14 protein-coding genes are annotated in these 17,318 nt (G+C 70.8%); 7 read left to right on the top strand and 7 right to left on the bottom strand.

The features are described 5' to 3' along the window. Positions 1-54 precede the first annotated feature (54 nt). The 7 genes from pcnB to AABA78_RS02715 form a co-directional block, all read right to left on the bottom strand. The gene (gene pcnB / locus AABA78_RS02685; protein WP_338261493.1) at positions 55-1,782 is read right to left on the bottom strand and encodes a polynucleotide adenylyltransferase PcnB; all 1,728 of its coding nucleotides are present in this window, start codon (positions 1,780-1,782) and stop codon (positions 55-57) included. Between the two features lie 400 nt (positions 1,783-2,182). Next, entirely contained in the window at positions 2,183-3,229 is a 1,047-nt protein-coding gene (locus AABA78_RS02690) for a phosphatase domain-containing protein (protein WP_120530639.1), read from the bottom strand. Next, positions 3,226-4,260 carry a phosphate acyltransferase PlsX gene (plsX, locus tag AABA78_RS02695; protein WP_171422120.1) on the bottom strand — a complete coding sequence of 345 codons (1,035 nt, stop codon included), beginning with the start codon at positions 4,258-4,260 and terminating at the stop codon, positions 3,226-3,228. Before plsX ends, AABA78_RS02690 begins: the two co-directional genes overlap by 4 nt. Positions 4,261-4,270: 10 nt before the next feature. Beyond that, complete coding sequence (locus AABA78_RS02700; RefSeq protein ID WP_338261494.1) at positions 4,271-5,584, bottom strand: MFS transporter; 1,314 nt, start codon at positions 5,582-5,584, stop codon at positions 4,271-4,273. A 111-nt stretch (positions 5,585-5,695) separates the two neighbouring features. Beyond that, positions 5,696-7,747 (bottom strand): adventurous gliding motility protein GltC, encoded by a 2,052-nt coding sequence (gene gltC, locus AABA78_RS02705; RefSeq protein WP_338261495.1) that lies wholly within the window; start codon positions 7,745-7,747, stop codon positions 5,696-5,698. A 6-nt stretch (positions 7,748-7,753) separates the two neighbouring features. Beyond that, on the bottom strand, positions 7,754-8,650 hold the full coding sequence (locus AABA78_RS02710) for an outer membrane beta-barrel domain-containing protein (protein WP_171414208.1): 897 nt from the start codon (positions 8,648-8,650) through the stop codon (positions 7,754-7,756). Further along, positions 8,647-9,474 (bottom strand): outer membrane beta-barrel domain-containing protein, encoded by an 828-nt coding sequence (locus AABA78_RS02715; RefSeq protein ID WP_171414209.1) that lies wholly within the window; start codon positions 9,472-9,474, stop codon positions 8,647-8,649. The genes AABA78_RS02710 and AABA78_RS02715 overlap by 4 nt, the downstream gene beginning before the upstream one ends. 267 nt (positions 9,475-9,741) lie before the next feature. On the opposite strand from AABA78_RS02715, the gene cglC reads away from it, so the two are divergent. The 7 genes from cglC (at position 9,742) to AABA78_RS02750 (ending at position 17,297) form a co-directional block, all read left to right on the top strand. Continuing rightward, entirely contained in the window at positions 9,742-10,248 is a 507-nt protein-coding gene (gene cglC / locus AABA78_RS02720) for an adventurous gliding motility lipoprotein CglC (protein WP_171414210.1), read from the top strand. A gap of 115 nt (positions 10,249-10,363) precedes the next feature. Further along, on the top strand, positions 10,364-11,791 hold the full coding sequence (locus AABA78_RS02725) for a vWA domain-containing protein (protein ID WP_338261496.1): 1,428 nt from the start codon (positions 10,364-10,366) through the stop codon (positions 11,789-11,791). 161 nt (positions 11,792-11,952) lie between these two features. Further along, complete coding sequence (gene purE, locus AABA78_RS02730) at positions 11,953-12,456, top strand: 5-(carboxyamino)imidazole ribonucleotide mutase (RefSeq protein WP_171414212.1); 504 nt, start codon at positions 11,953-11,955, stop codon at positions 12,454-12,456. Then, positions 12,453-13,595, top strand: a complete 1,143-nt coding sequence (gene purK / locus AABA78_RS02735; protein WP_338261497.1) for a 5-(carboxyamino)imidazole ribonucleotide synthase — start codon at positions 12,453-12,455, stop codon at positions 13,593-13,595. Before purE ends, purK begins: the two co-directional genes overlap by 4 nt. A gap of 5 nt (positions 13,596-13,600) precedes the next feature. Further along, a complete protein-coding gene (ybaK, locus tag AABA78_RS02740) occupies positions 13,601-14,077 on the top strand; it encodes a Cys-tRNA(Pro) deacylase (protein WP_014398345.1) in 477 nt (158 codons plus the stop codon). 81 nt (positions 14,078-14,158) lie between these two features. Further along, the gene (locus tag AABA78_RS02745) at positions 14,159-15,379 is read left to right on the top strand and encodes an AAA family ATPase (RefSeq protein WP_338261498.1); all 1,221 of its coding nucleotides are present in this window, start codon (positions 14,159-14,161) and stop codon (positions 15,377-15,379) included. Between the two features lie 139 nt (positions 15,380-15,518). After that, positions 15,519-17,297, top strand: a complete 1,779-nt coding sequence (locus tag AABA78_RS02750; RefSeq protein ID WP_171414215.1) for a bifunctional diguanylate cyclase/phosphodiesterase — start codon at positions 15,519-15,521, stop codon at positions 17,295-17,297. The last annotated feature ends 21 nt before the right edge of the window (positions 17,298-17,318 follow it).

Here is a 17,318-nt window from a genome sequence, read left to right on the forward strand (position 1 = left end):
GGCCGGAGCACCTGAGCGCTCCAGCCCTTTCGCTTCAGCAGTCCCGCAGGGGCACTACCCCTCGCCGGCGTCGGAACCGGAGGAGGCGCCCGAACCGCCGCCCTCTCCGCTCCCGTTGCCACGACGGCGACGGCGGCGACGGCGCTTGCGGCGGGGGCCTTCCGCGTCCCCTCCACCATTCGCACCGGCGCGCGGCGGCGGCACCTCTCCGGCCTGCCAGGCCTCCAGCGCCTCGCGGCCCTCGCCCGTGGCCTCCACCGTCATCGTGAAGACGGCCAGCGCCTCGTTGAAGAGCGGGTGGCGGCGGAAGGCGCCCGTCTTGCGGCGGCGCTCCCCGGACAGCGTGCGCTGCATCAGCAGCAGCATGCGGCAGCGCTCGGCGATGCGGCGCGGCAGCCGGGCGGACTCCACGAAGCCGGCCAGCAGGTCCTCGATGACGCGCGACACCGACGCGCGGCCCTCGTCCTGCGAGTCGTCCGGCGGCGGCTGCGCGCGGCTGATGGGCACCAGCAACGTCGCCAGCAGGATGGCGTCGTCCAGCACCTCACCCGCGGACACGCGCTTATCCAGCGCCTGCGCGAAGGCGTAGAAGGTCTTCTCCCCTTCCTTGCCGTGCTCACGCAGGTACGCGTCCACGGGCGGGAGGAGAATCTTCAGCGCGTCCAGCGCCGCCAGCAGCTTCAGCGCCGGGGCGGACACGCCGCCGCGGATGAGCCGGAACGTCTCCTCCAGCAGGCGCGCGGGGGCGCAGCGCGGCAGGTCCTCCACCGCGCCCTCCATCGCCGCGTACGTGCGCGACTCGATGTCCAGGTCCAGCTTCGCCGCGAAGCGCACCGCGCGCAGGATGCGCACCGGGTCCTCGCGCATGCGGATTTCCGGGTCGCCAATCGTCCGGATGAAGCGCTCATCCAGGTCGCGCCGGCCGCGCACGTAGTCGATGACCCGGCCTTCGGCCGCGTCGTAGAACAGGCCGTTGATGGTGAAGTCGCGGCGGCGCGCGTCCTGCTGCGCGGTGCCGAAGACGTTGTCGTGGGTGATGAGCAGGTCCTCACCGGACTGCCCGTCGTCCGAGCCCGCCGAGCCCGGCGCGCCCGCCGCCGGCTCCAGCTCCGTCGGGTTCGCGCGGAAGGTGGACACCTCCACGATCTTCCCGCCCTTGAAGTAGACGTGCGCCAGCCGGAAGCGCCTTCCGATGAGCCGGCAGTTGCGGAAGATGGCACGCACCTCGCCCGGGTGGGCGCTGGTGGCCACGTCGAAGTCCTTGGGCTTCTTGCCCAGGAGCAGGTCGCGCACGCAGCCACCCACCAGGTACGCCTGGTGCCCGTGCTGGTGCAGCCGCAGCACCACCTTGAGCGCGTCCGGATCCATCTCGTCCGGGTCGATCTCCGCCGGCTCGCCCGTGCGCGTGGTGGTGGGCGCCTGCAGCTCCGGCTCGTTCGCGGCGGGCTCCGGCTCAGGCTCCAGGATGACGGCCTCGGGCTCGTCGGCTTCGTCACCCGCCTCGGCGGCGGCCTGCGCGTCCTCCGCCTCCGCGGCCTTCAGGGCCTCGGTGGCGGCCCGGATTTCGTCGCTGACCTCGGGGCCGGCGTCCTCGCCGTCGTCATCGTCGTCGAACCCGTCGTCCTCTCCCGCGTCCGCGGAATCGGGGGGCTCGGCAGGGGCCTCGGAGGCCCGGGAAGGGGTTTCGTGCTCGCTGGGGCGCTCGGCGGAGTCCGCGGGCGCCTGGGCCTCGGGGCGCTCGGGGCGCTCCTCGTGGCCTGTCAGGTCCAGGGGGGAAGACATGGGAAGAACCTCGCGCGCGGACCCGGATGCCTCGGCCGCTGCCGCCTCGAAGGAGGCCTCTCCGCGCGCGTCGTCTCCGGGCGCGGCTGGCAGCGTTCCGCCATGGGGCGGGAAATGGGTCGGGTCTCGCGTCATTCGCCTCGGAAGGGCAGCCGTCTAGCACGCATCCTCCCACCCATGGGGGTCGCGCTTAAGGACATTCTTCAGGGACGTCGGAGGTTCCTCATGGCCCCCCCGCCCGCCCTCCGTGCGCCCGCTGCCCGCAGAAGGCGCTTCCACTGGACAACACCCCGCCCACCCCATCCGGGGCCAGGGCCGGGCGTTCCAATGGTTTGAGCCGCTGGACGGGCCCCCGGGCAGGCAGCCAGGCAGTCACCAGAGCCCGGGGACGGCCGGGGCTTCAGGACTGCGGCTTCAGGGTGCGTCCCTTGTGGGTCCGGGGCAGCGCGTGGGAGATGAGCGACACGTAGTCCACCGCCTGCACGCGCGGTGGGGGCGGCTGCGTGCCCAGCGCGGCCAGGCGCTTGCTGAACGCGGCCAGGATGTCCGGCACGGGCCGCATGGCCTTGAGCAGCGCGTTGGGCCCCTCCATCGCCTGCGACAGCGCGATGGCCGCCTGCTGCAGCGGCAGTCCGCGCCGGAGCAGGTCCTGGAACGAGTTCGACAGCGTGATGATGTTGTGCCCCGCCGTCTGCACCATCTCCACGGCGATCTTGAGCACCTGCGGCGCCGTGAGGTGGCCGTCCGCCAGCAGCACCAGCGCCGCCTGGAAGTAGTTGAAGATGGGCACCACGCGCGGGCCGTAGGGCGTGAAGTGCGCGGGCGGCGTCAGCCGGTCCAGGTGGATGAAGATGCGCCGCACCGGGTCCGCGATGGGGATCTTCTTCCACGCCTCGTGCACCCGAGCGGCGTCGTCCGGGTACACCCCGCCCGCCTCCAGCACCTGGGACAGCACGCGCTCGTCCACGCGTCCCGCGATGAGGTCCGCGTAGAGCGAATAGATGAACGCGTCCGCCTCCGCGTCGTCGCCGAAGAGGACCTCCTCCGCCTCCACCGGCGCGTTGACGCGGCTCTCCAGGATGGCGGGCAGCTTGTAGCCCACCTGTCCGCGCAGGGCCCGGAAGCGCCCGCGCAAGAGGTTGCCCACGTTGTCCTTGAGGACGAACTCATCCCACTGGACGCCGTCCAGCTTGAGCTTCTCCTCCAACACCGCGCGCATCTGCTTGGGGCTGCCGGACACGATGCACAGCCGCGAGTCCCCCTGCTCCGCCAGCTCGCGGATGAGGGCGGACGCGCCCGGCACGGCGACCTTCTCATGGGCCTTCTGGAAGGCGGTGCGGAACAGGTCGCGCAACGACTCGAAGTCCGTCTGAAGGTACGTCTTGTCCAGGTCCCACCGGTAGATGCGGCGCGGCGGAGGCGGGTCGATGCGGTCCGGCAGGCTCACTTCGCCAGGCCCTCCTGGATGGCTGTGCCCAGCTCGTTCGCCACCGCCTTCGCCGCCACCTTGCCCGCGTTCGCGATGGCGCGCGCCCTGGAGCGGCCGTGCGCCTTGATGAAGATGCGGTCGAAACCGAGGATGGGCGCGCCGCCGTACTGCTCCCAGTCCGTGATGTCCTTCAGCCGCTCGATGCCGGAGGACAGCATGGCCAGGCCCGCGCGCCAGCGCAGGCTCTCCTTGTAGGCGTACTGGGCCAGCTCCATCACCGTGTCGTGCACGCCCTCCAGCATCTTCAGGCACACGTTGCCCACGAAGCCGTCCGTGACGATGACGTCCGCCGTGCCGCGCGGGATGTCGATGCCCTCCACGTTCCCCGTGAAGTTGAGCCCCGTCATCTGCGACAGCCGCTGGTGCGCCTCCACCACGCGGGGCGGGCCCTTCTGGGGCTCGACGCCGTTGGAGAGCAGCGCCACCTTGGGCCGCTCGTTGCGGGAGATGATGCGCGCGTAGGCGCTGCCCATGACGGCGAACGCCACCAGGTCCTCCGCGGTGGCCTCCACCGTGGCGCCCACGTCGAGGATGAGGCTGAACGGGTCCTGCTTCGCGCCGCGCACGCCCCGCGTCGGGTACACCGTGGCCAGGGCCGCGCGGCGCACGCCGGGAATCAGCTGGAAGTGGCGCTTGCACGCGAGCACGCCCGCGCCCGTGTTTCCCGCGGAGACGAGCGCGTGCGCCTCCCCTTCCGCCACCAGCCGGGCGGCCACCGCGACGGAGGACTCGGGCTTGCGAGCCAGCGCCTCGCCGGGCTTCTCGTCCATGCCCACGTAGTCGCCCGCGTGGTGCACGGAGATGCGCTCCCCGTTGTGCTTGATGCCCGCCAGGGCCTCGTCGATGACCGGCCGGTCCCCCACGAGCAGCGCGTGGATGTGCGGAGACTCCAGCGAGAGCTGGGCGGCGCCTCGCACCACCTCCGCCGGGCCGTGATCGCTCCCCATCACGTCGAACGCGATGGTGATGTGCTGCGGCTTGCCCACCATGGTCCCCATCCTATGAGCTTTGCTCCGCGCCCGCTCCGGACATTCGCACCTGTGTCACCAGGGACAGTGCCAAAAGTCCACCCAGCGCCACCAGCACCGCGCCCGTCCCGTAGGGGGCCGTCGGGCCCAGTCGGGTGAAGAGCAGCCCGCCCAGCGCGGGGCCAATGATGCGGCCCAGCGACCCGGACGCCTGATAAGCCCCCAGCACCGCCCCCTGCCGCTCGGACGGCGCGTGCAGGGACACCAGCGCGGACAGGCACGGCGTCACCAGCGCGGAGCCCACCGCCAGAAGGCCCATCACCGGGAAGAGCCACCCGTACGACGGCGCCACGGGCAGCAACGCCAGCCCCGCCGCCGTCAGCCCGAAGCCCACCACGGCCACCGGGGCCTCCCGCCCTCCCCTGCCCCCCGGGCCACCGGACGCCGCTTGGCCGGACGCACCATGGCCGGGCGCCACCAGCCGGCGCACCAGCCCGCCCTGCACCAGCGCGGACAGCACGCCCACCACCGCGAAGAGCGCCCCGGAGCGCAGGCTCGCCTCCCGCAGGATGGCCGCGTCCGGATGCACCGCGTGCACCAGCCACCCGCCCTCCAGCGGCACCGGCCCGGAGGACAGGAAGCGTGTCAGCAGGTAGACGGAGAAGGTGCCCTCCATCTGCGCGAAGGCCACCGTGTAGAGCAGCACCAGCACCACGCACCGGCCCACGACGGGCAGCGTCAACACGCCCAGGGAGCCCTTCAGCGTGCGCGCGGTGGCGGACGGCGAGCCGGGCTTGCGCGTCTCCGGCAGGAAGAACCAGGTGTTGAAGAGGTTCAGCGCGGACAGCCCCGCCGCGAACAGGCCGATGGCCAGGTTGCCGCCCCACGCCCCCAGCACGCCGCCCAGCGCGGGCCCCAGCACGAAGCCCAGCCCGAACGCCGCGCCGATGACGCCCATGCCCTTCGCGCGCTCATGCGGCTTGGTGATGTCCGCCACCACCGCCTGCGCCGTGGACACGTTCCCGCCGGACACGCCGTCGATGACGCGCGACAGGAACAGCAGGGGCAGCGTGTGCGCGAAGGCGAACAGCACGTAGCCGGCCAGCGAACCCACCTGGGACACCAGCAGCACCGGCCGCCGGCCGAACCGGTCCGACAGCCGCCCCATCACGGGCGCCGCCACCAGCTGCATCAGCGAGTACACCGCGACGAGCAGCCCCACCGCGAAGGGGGAAGCGCCAAAGCGCACGCCGTACACGCCCAGCTGCGGAATCAGGATGCCGAACCCGATGAGGTCCAGGACGGCGATGCCGAACACCACCCGCAGCGACGCCTCCCGAGCCAACTTCGCACTCCCTCGTCCCTTCGAGGGACCGTTGGAAAAGACAAGACCGCCGGAGCGCGCGTACGGGGCGCTCCGGCGGCCGGGAAGAATCCCACTCTCAGCGCAAGGCGTCTACATCGCCTCGGCGGACTGGATTTGACGGTTGGCCGTGTCGCGCTCGATGCAGCCCTTGGTCATCGTGTACTGGTACGTGCCCAGCTCGTCACGCCAGTACTCGCCCTCGTAGGGCCAGTAGAGCTGATCGTCCGCCACCGCCACGGAGTACTTGTACTTCTTGACGATGGCCGTGCGGCCGCCCGCCTTGAGCTGCTCCTCCAGGAACTCCTTCTCCTTGGTGGTCGTCTCGAACTTGATGCGCAGGCCGTTGGCCAGCAGCAGCTTGAGCGCCCCCAGCTCCGACTCCAGCTTGCCCTTGGCCATGATGCCGGCCTTGGAGATGAGGCTGGTGCGCTGGACCTTGAGCTCCTCCAGGAGCTGCTTGGTCAGCTCCGAGTACTTGAACGTGTCGCCCTTGTTGGAGAACAGGTCCATCTCACCCTCGAGCTCCAGGATGGAGTCGTTGGTCTTCTTCAGGTCCTGATCCGTGAGGGCCAGCCGCAGGATGCGCTCCAGGAGCACGTCCGTGCCGTTCTTCTCCAGGCCGTCCTTGTTCTTCTTCTGCACGTCCGCGAGCACCGTGTAGTACTCGGACGCCTCCATGTTCTTCTTCACCAGCCCGTCCAGCTCGTCGTGCACGGGCAGGTAGGTGCGCTCGAAGTCCTGGAGGATGAGGTTGGACTCCCGGTAGCGGCAGTTCTCGTAATAGATGACCGCCTTCAGGATGAGCGCCTCCGGGAAGTACTCCTCGCGGAAGAAGGGCGACGACAGGGTGATGAGGTTGCCCAGCGCCTGCTCGTACTGGCCGATGCGGTAGTTGGCCCAGGAGGACTCGAAGAGGGCCTCCAGCCACTGCGTGTTCCCGCGCTCCACCTTGTTCAAGTAGAAGATGGAGAAGCGGTTCTGCTGCATGCCGTAGTGCGTACGGGCCAGCTGCATGAAGGCCAGCTCGCGCAGCGACTTGTCCAGCTTCGCCTGCTCGCCGGTGCGGCCCGCCATGGGACGGGTGAGGCGCACCACTTCCTTCATCGCCTCCACGGACGCCATGACGTCCGTGTTGCCGCGCTTGGCCGCCGCGTCCTTGTGGTTCGTGCCGTTGCGGAAGAAGGCCAGGCCCTCCAGGTACTTCGCGCGCGGGTAGAACGGATCCGTGCGGGGAATCGTCAGCGCCAGGCGCTTCACTTCCTCGAAGGACTTGTCCGCGTTCTCCGTCTGGCCCACCTGATCCAACGCGCGGCCACGCACGAAGTGGTAGCGCGCCAGCAGGTAGCGGAACTCGTTCCGGAACTTCTCCGGGAACTCGTAGTTCGCGTACCGGGCGATCTCATCCAGGATGACCGTCTCGTTCTGGGTCTTGCGGCTGATGAAGAACAGCCACTCCAGGCTCGTCTTGAAGAACTTCGTGGAAGGGCCCGCCGCGAGGATCTTCGAGAACTCGCCCAGCGACGAGTGGTACAGCCCCATGCGGTAGAGCGACTTGGCGAGCACGTAGCGCGCCTCGACGTGCAGGCCCTGGAGCTTGGGGTCCCCCAACAGCTCGTGGGACGCCATCGCGGCCTTCTCGTACTCGTCGTTCTTGAACAGGCTGATGGCCGCGTCCAGGCGCTGGCGGTCCGCCGTCTTGCCGGACACGTCCACCGCGTCGAACGTCATCGTCGGCGCGGGCGGCTTGTCGTTGTCGCCCGTCAGGTCCAGGCCCAGCCCGGGGCTGGTCTGCGGCGCCGGCTTCGTGGGCTTCGCGGCGGGCGCGGCGGGCATCGCCGAGGGCGCGGGCGTCGAGCTGATGGACGAGGGAGGCGTGGCCGGGTTGCCAGCGGGGGTGGCCGCGGGCGCGCTGGTGGCGGTGGAGGACTCCTCGGTGGCGTCCTCGGCCGGGGCGGCCGTCTTGCCCTTGCCGCGCTTGGCGGTGGTCTTCTTCTTGGAGGAGGCCTTGGAAGACGACCCCTTCTTCTTCTTCTTCGACTGGCCCGCCAGGTCCAGCCCTTCGAAGGACTGGGCCAGCGTGGGGGCCGTGTACGCGAGCGTGAGCCCGAGGACGGCGAGGCGGAGGAACCGGTGGGTGCGCATGAGTCTTTAGGAACCGGAGGGGAAGAAGAAGGACAGGCCCAGCTCGAACATGATCTGGTTGCGGAGGTAGTTGGGCGTGGGGTCCCGGCCCTTCTCCACGTAGATGAGGTCGCGCAGCTCCGTGCGCAGCGTCATCCACCGGTTGAAGAAGAAGCGCAGGCCGACGCCCACGTTGCCGCCGCCCGTGAGGTACGACTTGCTGCCCGCGGCGGGCGTGCCATCCGTCAGCGACTCCGCCGGGCCCTTGTACTGGACCACGGACGCGCCCACGACGCCGTACATGTCGAAGTGGACGAACTTCTCCGCCAGCAGCGACAGCTTGCCGTAGATGGGCGCCCACTGGACGTCCACACCGCCCATGAGCGACATCTGGCCGGGCGCGTACCCGTCCAGCTCACCCTTGGTGGGCGCACGGCAGCCGCGGGTGTCGCCACCCTCGCCCTCCGTGAAGGTGCAGATCTGCGCGGAGCCCGCCACGCTGTTCAGCGCGTAGCCGCCGCGCAGGCCCACGCCCAGCGTCTCCATGGGGAAGTAGGTGACGGTGCCGCCGAAGAGGTACTTCTTGAAGAACGCGTCGCGGATGGTGATGGACGCGGACGGGCTGACCTCGAAGCGGCCCTTCTTGAGGAACATGTGGCCGGACACCGGCCGGATGCGCTCGCGGAGGGGCCCCAGGGCGTCCTTGTCCACCTCGGACACGTCGCCGGCCTCCTCCTCCTGGGAGGTGCTGGGCGGGTTCGAGTTCGCCGCGGTCTTCGGAGCCGGGGCCGCCGGGGCCGCCGGAGCAGGTGCGGGCGTGGGAGCCGCCGCGGCCGGAGCGGGCGCGGGGGCCTGGTCGGCGGCGGAGGCGAGCGCGGGCACGCCGGCGCACAGGGTCAGGAGCAGACGGTAGGCGGGCTTCATTCGGACTCCCTCCCCGTCGACTTGAGGGGCAGGAAGATGGAGATGCCCGCGTTGAGGGTCATGACGTTCTGGATGGCGCCCTTGCTGCTGCCCAGGGGCTGGTCCACGTAGGAGGTGTTGATGAGGGCCACGTTGACGGCCAGGTAGTCCTTGGTGACGAACCGCATGCCCAGGCCCAGGTCGAAGGCCGGGTTGAGGCCGCGGTCGGGCAGCGCGGACGTCTCCGTCCTCACCACGCCCATGCCGCCCAGCAGGTAGCCGTCGAAGTGGAGGATGGAGTTGAGGAAGGACACCTTGCCGTAGAGCGGCGCCCACTCCAGGTCGCCCATGGCGGACCAGTTCGGCACGGAGTTGTAGATCTTCGCGTTGAAGGTGCGCTTCGCCGTGCGGACGTCATCCGACGGGAGCACCTGGATCAGCGAGCCGCGCGCGGAGATGGCCAGCGTGTCCGACAGGTACCAGGCCGCGCGGAGCGCGCCGCCGAACTTCGAATAGAACGGGTCGTTCACGGAGATGCTCACGAACGGTGAGACCTCCAGACGGCCCTTCTTCAGGTACACCTTGCGCTGCACGCTCTTCACCCGGTCGTCCTGGGTGATGTCCGTGAGCGGCATCAGCGCTTCGACCGGGATGTCCTTCGCCGGGGTGGCGGCAGGCGGCGACGCGGGACGGGCTTCCTCGTCCGGCGGCGGCGCGGGGTTCTCTTCGGGTGGCTTGGCCTGGGCATCCTCGGTCAGATCGAGGCCCATGCCTTCCTGGTTCTGGGCGGGGGCCAGCGCGGGCCACATCAGGCTCAGCGCAAGCAGCAGCGTGGGGCGGTTCAAGTCCGGGCGCTCCGTGGGGGGAGGGAACGTACTGCCACCGGAAGGCAGCATGACATCAGCCCCACCATCCTATCGGTCGTATTCCCAACCATCAACCGCCACGATGCGCCTGCCTCCTCTGTATTCCTCCCGTATCGCTTCACAATTCCACTGCGCTCGCGCCCCGTGGGTCAGTGGTTGGCGCGAAGAACCGGTGTGCTACCGTTTCGAGGTTCCGGCGTCCTCCCCCCAGGCGCCCTGGTTCCATCCTTCCTAGAGGTCTCAAAGATGTTCGTGCGATCCGCGCTCTTCCTGTCCGCCGTCCTCCTGATGGGAGGCTGCGACGTCACCACCGAGCTGGGCAAGCCGTGCAACCTGGTGCGCAAGGCCACGGATCAGGAACGTGAGGCGCAGGGCCGCGACGTCGTGGAGGTCAAGGAGAAGGACATCGCAGCGGAGCAGGACTTCATCTCCTTCGGTTCGCTGGAGTGCGAGGACCTCATCTGCGTGCGCGACGACCTGAGCCCCCGCAGCGCGGACCCGGAGGCCCCGGCCCTGGGCTACTGCAGCAAGGAATGCGTGCAGGGCACCACGACGGGCTGCGAGATCACCCGCACGGTGGACGACGTGGAGGCGGGCCTCAAGGACCGCATGACGTGCCGGCCCCTGCTGCTGGACCAGGACACGCTGGACGCCATCCGCGCCGCCGACGAGGGCTTCTACCGGCGCACCTTCGGCGAGAACAACTCGCCCTACTTCTGCGCGGGCGCCACCCCGGCGGCCGCGGGCACCTGAAGCCCGGACTGAACGGCGCACTGAACAATCGCCTCGCGCGAAAGGGTTAGACCTTTTCGCGCCCCCCGTTCGTAAAGGCAGGGCCCGCGTTTCCAAACGCCTCTGGAGCCCTGCCATGAATCGTACGGTCCTGTTCCTCGCCCTGGCTGGTGGCCTTGCCCTCACCGCGCTGGTGCTGGGCATGCCCCACCGGGGCGGACTTCCGCCCCAGGTCGTCGTGACGACCCCGGCGCCGCCGCTGCCCACTCCGCCCCCCGGGCCGCGCTCGTCGTCCGGCAGCCTCCAGGTGACCAGCCGGCTGTCGCATCCCTATGTGCCGGTGGGCGCGTCGGAGACGTACGTGACGGTAGACCTCACCGGCGCGGAGGTGCCCGGGGCGAAGCGCAGCCCGGTGAACCTGGCGGTGGTCATCGACCGGTCCGGGTCCATGAGCGGCTACAAGCTCCAGCAGGCGAAGCAGGCCGCGCGGCACCTGGTGACGCTCTTGCGCGACGAGGACCGGCTGGCCATCGTGCACTACGGCAGTGACGTGAAGAGCCTGCCATCCCTGCCGGCCACCGCGAGCAACCGCGAGCGGATGATGCAGTTCATCGACGGCATCTGGGACGACGGCGGCACGAACATCAGCGCGGGCCTGTCGGTGGGCCGCACGCAGCTGGCGTCCGCCATGGGCAACGGGGCCAGCGTGAACCGCCTCATCCTGATGAGCGACGGCCAGCCCACCGAGGGCGTGTCCGACGAGGAGGGGCTCAAGAACGTGGTGAAGGAGATCCGCGCCTCCGGCATCACGGTGAGCTCCATTGGCGTGGGCACCGACTTCAACGAGGACCTGATGCAGGCGTTCGCGGAGTACGGCGCGGGCGCGTACGGCTTCCTCGAGGACGCGAGCAAGCTGTCCACCCTCTTCCAGCGTGACCTGCAGCAGGCCACCACCGCGGTGGCGCGCAACGTGGAGCTGTCCTTCGAACTGCCCCCGGGCACGACGCTGGACGAGGTGCTGGGCTACCGCGCGCACCAGGCCGGCAACACCGTGCGCGTTGCGCTGCCGGACTTCTCCGCGGGCCAGGTGGAGCGCGTGGTGGCGCGCATCCACGTGACGGGCACCACGCCGGGCCAGTCCGTGCAGGTGGCGGGGCTGAAGGTCGCGTACACGGACCTGCTCGTGCACAAGAACGTGGAGGACCAGTCCATGCTGGCCGCGGTGGCCACCGACGTGCAGGAGGAGGTCGTCCAGCGCCAGGACAAGGAGGCCACGGTGTACGCGGCCCGGGCCCGCAGCGCGCAGAACCTCCAGAAGGCCGCGGAGGCGATGAGCCAGGGCAGGAAGGACGAGGCCAAGGGCTACCTCTCCCAGAACCAGGCCCTCTTCCAGGAGGCGGGCGCGGTGGCGGGCGCGGCGGCGGTGGCGGCGGATCAGGCCGACCAGGCCCGCGCGATGCAGGAATACGACGACGCGGAGACCGAGGAGGCCCAGAAGGCCGCCGTGAAGAACAGCAAGGTGAAGGCGCTCAAGAGCTTCGGGCGCATGGGCTCCACGTACTGAGAGCTCCTGGGGCGTGCAGGGGGCCAGGGCCCGTCCCCCTGCCCGCCCTTCATCGCGACGTCACATCTTCGCGGTTGACCTCCGGAATCGCGTGGCCCTATCTCCGCGTTCTTCCAGGCTTCACCCCCTGGAAGCAGGGCGCACTGGAGGCGCGGACAAGCATGGCGGCGAGCGCGAGCACCCCGTGGGTCGGGGTCATCATGGGCGGCAGAAGCGACCTCGAACACCTGCAACCGGCGATCGACATCCTCGCCGAGCTGCGCATCCCGCATGAGGTGCGCATCGTGTCCGCGCACCGCACCCCGGACTGGATGATGGAGTACGCGTCCACGGCGGAGTCGCGGGGCCTGTCCGTCATCATCGCCGCGGCGGGCGGCGCGGCGCACCTGCCCGGCATGGTGTCCAGCAAGACGCTGCTGCCGGTGCTGGGCGTGCCCATGCCCACCACGGTGCTCTCCGGCTTCGACGCGCTGCTCTCCATCGTGCAGATGCCCAAGGGCGTCCCGGTGGGCACGCAGGCCATTGGCAAGCCGGGGGCCGCCAACGCGGCGCTGCACGCGGCGGCCATCCTGGCGCTGAAGTACCCGGAGCTGCGCGAGCGGCTGGGCGCGTGGCGCAAGGCGCGCACGGACGAAGTGCTGGCGCAGCGCGAGGTGGCGGGATGAGCGGCCCCATGGTGCTTCCCGGCGGCACGCTGGGCATCCTCGGCGGCGGCCAGCTGGGGCGCATGATGGCGCTCGCCGCGCGCACGCTGGGCTACCAGGTGCAGGCGCTGGATCCGGACTCCGCGTGCCCGTCCCGCTCCGTGGTGGACCGCTGCCTCACCGCGTCCTTCTCCGACACGGTGGCGGCGGAGGACCTGGCGCGCCAGTGCGACGTGGTGACGCTGGAGATTGAGAAGGTGTCACTGGCCACGCTCAACGCGGTGGCCCGGCACGCGCCCATGCGGCCCGGCGCCTCCGTGCTGGAGGTGGTGCAGCACCGCGGCCGGCAGAAGGCGTGGCTCGCGAAGGGCGGCTTCCCGCTGGGCCCGTGGCGCGAGGCGAACTCGGAGGCGGAGCTGGCGGCGGCCATCACCGCGCTGGGCGGCAAGTGCTTCATCAAGTCCAGCGAGGGCGGCTACGACGGGCGCGGCCAGTACGAGGTGAAGGCGGCCTCCGAGGCGGCCGTGGCGTGGAAGGAGCTGGGCGAGCGCTCCGTGGTGGTGGAGGCCGCGCTGGACCTGAAGGCGGAGCTGTCCGTGCTGGTGGCGCGCGGCCCGGATGGGCAGCTCGCGGTGTACCCGCCCGCGTTCAACCACCACGAGGAGCGCATCCTCGCGTGGTCGCTGTTGCCGGGTCCGCTGCCGGAGGCCGTGCTGTCGCAGGCGTCGCAGGTGGCGCGCGACATCACCTCCGGGCTGAAGGTGGAGGGGCTGCTGGTGGTGGAGATGTTCCTGCTGGGCGACGGGTCGCTGCTGGTGAACGAGGTGGCGCCCCGGCCGCACAACAGCTTCCACTCGACGGAAGTGGCGTGCCTCACGAGCCAGTTCGAGCAAGCCGTGCGTGCGGTGTGCAATCTGCCCCTGGGCTCCGTGGAGGTGGTGCGCCCCGCGGCCATCGTGAACCTGCTGGGCGACCTGTGGCTGAAGGAAGGCGGGCCCCGGTTCGCGCAGGCGCTGGCGATGCCCGGCGTCCGCCTGCACCTGTACGGCAAGCGCGACGCGCGCAAGGGCCGCAAGATGGGCCACCTGTCCGCGGTGGGAAAGACGCCCGAGGACGCGCTCCAGCGCGTGAAGGCCGCGGCTACCGCCCTGGGGATGTGACGCCCATGAAGACGAACGCCGCCCGGCTGCTGGACTCGCTCGGCATCGCGTACAGCCTGCGCGACTACGACGTGGATCCGGACGACCTGTCCGCGGAGACGGTGGCCGCGAAAGTGGGCATGCCCGCGGAGCAGGTCTTCAAGACGCTGGTGGCCAAGGGGGACCGCACCGGCGTGTTGATGGCGGTGGTGCCCGGCAACGCGGAACTGGATTTGAAGGCCCTGGCGCGGCTCTCCGGCGACCGCAAGGTGGACACCGTTCCCCTCAAGGAATTGCAGCCGCTCACGGGCTACATCCGGGGCGGCGTCACCGCGCTGGGCGGCAAGAAGGACTACCCCGTCTTCGTGGACGAGACGCTGGAGCTGTTCGACGAGGTCGCCGTGTCGGCCGGGGTGCGCGGGACGCAAATTGTCCTCGCCCCGGCGGACTACCTCCGCGTGACGAAGGGAAAGCCGGGACCCATCTCGCGTCCGAAGGCGTAGACCTTTTTTAGCGCGCCGCGCGTTCGAAGGGACATTCCCGGCCCGTGAGGCCGCTCCCGGGGTGTCCCGATGAATGCCGCCGTGTTGCAATTCCACCACCGCGAAGCCTTCGAGCACACCGTCACGCGCGCGCTGGCGGCAGGCGCCGGGGCGGGCCTGGTGCAGTGGCTGGGCCTGCGCGTGGGCCTGCCGGTGCCGTTGACGTGGCTGGTCCCCGCGGCGGTGGTGCTGGCGTGCGCGCGCGGCGACCGGTGGGACCGGGGCCTCCTGAGTGGCCTGGGGCTGCTGCTGGTGGCGCTGCCCTACGGGCTGGGCCTGTCGCCCGCGTGGACGGTGGCGACCAGTGGCGCGGCCGCGGGGGCCCTGCTGGTGCGCTCCCGCCTCAACGACCTGGGGGAAGAGGGACAGGTCGCGGAGGCCCGCCCCACCCTCGTGCACTACGGCCTGGGCGCCGTGCTGGGTGCGGGGCTCACCCTGGCGGGCGGCGTGGTGGCGAACATCCTGTCGGTGCGGCTGGCGTCCGTGGCCACGCCCACGCTGCTGGCGGCGGCGGTGGTGGGTGGCATCGTGGGCCTCTTCGTGGGGCTGGGCGCCATCGCCGCGCACCTGGGCCTGACGGCCGACCCGGTGGAGGCGCGCGCGGAGGAGCTGCTGCCCCAGCTCTCCGGTGACTTCCTCACGCTGTCCGAGCGCGCGCTGACCCTCTATCGCCAATGCGGTCAGTCCCTGGCGAAGCTGCCCCGGGAGCCCGCGCGCGAGGAGCTGGCGCGCACGCTGGCGCGCATCACGAAGGGCGCGGTGGAGCTGGCGTCCGAGTGGGCCGGCGTGGAGGCGCAGCTGGAGGAGCGCGCCGCCGCGGAGCTGCAGGCGGAGCGCGACAGCCTGGAGCGCAGCGCCCGCGCGAGCACCGACGTGGTGGCGCGCCGGCAGCTGGAGGCCGCGGCGGCGTCGCTGGCGGAGGAGGTGGAGCGGCTGGGGGACATGCGTCAGCGGCGCGAGCGCATCCTCGCGAGGCTGCGCGCGGAGGTGGCGCTGCTGGAGCGTGCGCGCGTGGCGCTGCTGTCGCTGCGCAGCGGCCAGGCCCAGCTGAAGGCCGCGGAGCTGGCCTCGCTGGCCCGCCGGTTCCGCGCCCTCTCGACCGCTCAGGGAGAGGAAGGCCAGGCGATGGACGCGGTCGCGGCCCAGGTGACGTTGACCCAGGTGCCGCCGGTGGAAGTCGCCCAGGTGACGCCCGTGGATCCGGCCCCGCTCGCGTCCGACGGCGCCAAGGTGCCGGAAATCCAGCGGATTCAGGGGGAATAGGACCTGGGGAGGCTGTCAGGGCCCTCCCGTCCCGGGCCCCCGGGAGGCCCCGCGGCAAGCGTCCGTTTTCGATGTTGGACCTGCCGAGTGGTCGGGGGGGCCTGAAGCTTGCGCCAGAGCGCGGTACATTTCGGGAGTCATGAGCCTGCCCTCCCCCAGCAAGCCCGCACCGCCACCCCCCTGGCTGTGGAACGGAGATGAGCCGAGGGTCGCCACCGTCTTCCAGCCCATCGTCGATCTGCTCAGCGGCGAGGTGCTTGGCCACGAGGTTCTGTCGCGAGGCCTGGGCCCGGTGGAGTCCCCCAACGAGTTGTTCAACCGCGCGCGCGTGGAGGGCTTCACCTTCGAGCTGGAGCGCGCGTGCTGGACCGCTGCGGTGCGCCGCATCGCCACGTTGCCGGAGGCGCAGCGGCGCGGGCCCTTCTTCTTCAACGTCAGCCCGGACGTGCTGAGCGACGAGCGCTTTGGCGGCGCGTCCACGCTGGAGCTGCTGCGTCAGCACGGCCTGAGTCCCCAGCAGCTGGTGCTGGAGATCACCGAGCGCAGCACGTTCGAGGACACGGAGCAGCTGCGCATGCTCGCGCGGCGGTACGCGGAGCAGGGCTTCGGCATCGCGCTGGACGACTTCGGCGCGGGACACTCGGGCCTGGTGACGCTGGTGCACAGCGCGCCGGACTTCATCAAGCTGGATCAGGCGCTGGTGCGGGACATCCACCTGCACACGTACCGGCAGCACCTGGTGAAGTCGCTGGTCGCCTTCGCGCAGCGCGTGGACGCGGTGCTCATCGCCGAGGGCGTGGAGACGTGGAACGAGCTGGCCGTCCTTTTGCGCCTGGGCATCCGGCACGCGCAGGGCTACCTGCTGGCGCGGCCCGTGAGCTCCCCGCAGCGGCCGGGCGCGGACTTCGCGGAGCGCTGCCGCGAGGCCATCCGCGCCCTGCACCACCGTGAGCACGAGGACGACGAGACGGTGGGCAGCATGATCATCCGTCCGCCGTGCGCTCCGGTGACGGCGCAGGCAGTGGAGCTGGACCGGCTCTTCCGCCGCACGCCGGGCGAGGACCACGTCGTGCTGCTGGACGGAGAGCAGCCGCACGCGGTGGTGACGCGGCGGAGCTTCTACGCGCGCTTCGGGGGGGCCGCCGTCAGCGCGGCGTCCGCGCTCCCGGAGGGGCCGCGCGAGGCGCTGATGGTGGTGGAGGACGCGACGGCCATCACGGCGCTGGCGCGCATGGCGATGCGCCGTTCGCCCGAGTCCGTCTACGACCCGGTGGTGGTGACGGACGCGAAGGGCCACTTCCTGGGCACGGTGACGATGAAGCAGCTCATCGCGCGGGCCTCGGACCTGGAGCAGCACGCGGCGACGGGGGCGCATCCGCTCACGGACCTGCCCGGCAGCCGGATGATTGAGCGGTGGATCCGCGCCGCGCTCCAGGGCAGCGCGTTCACGGTCATCTACGCGGACCTGGATCACTTCGAGGCGTACAACGACCGCTACGGGTTCCTCCAGGGCGACCGGGTGATCCGCTACACGGCGAGCGTGTTGTCGGAGTGCCTGCACCTGCTGCCGGAGGGCTCGAACCTGGGCCACGTGGGCGGCGACGACTTCGTGCTCGTGTGTCCGGACGCGGTGGCGCCGGAGGTGTTGCGCACGCTCTGCCAGCGCTTCGACGCGGAGAAGGTGCCGCTCTACGGTCCGGAGGACCTGCGGCGCGGAGGCTTCACCGCGACAGACGCGGCGGGCAACACGGTGCCGGTGACGCTGAGCCTCGCGGCGGTGGACCACCACGGGCTGTCCGCCCACCCCCACCCCGCGGAGCTGTCCGCCGTCGCCGCGGCCCTGCGCAAGCGCGTGAAGGCCGTCTCCGCGCAGACGCACACCAGCACGTTCCTGTTCCAGCCGGGCACGGTGAAGTAACCCGGCTGCGCCCATGCCCAG

The organism is Corallococcus caeni (assembly GCF_036245865.1).
GTDB lineage: Bacteria > Myxococcota > Myxococcia > Myxococcales > Myxococcaceae > Corallococcus > Corallococcus caeni.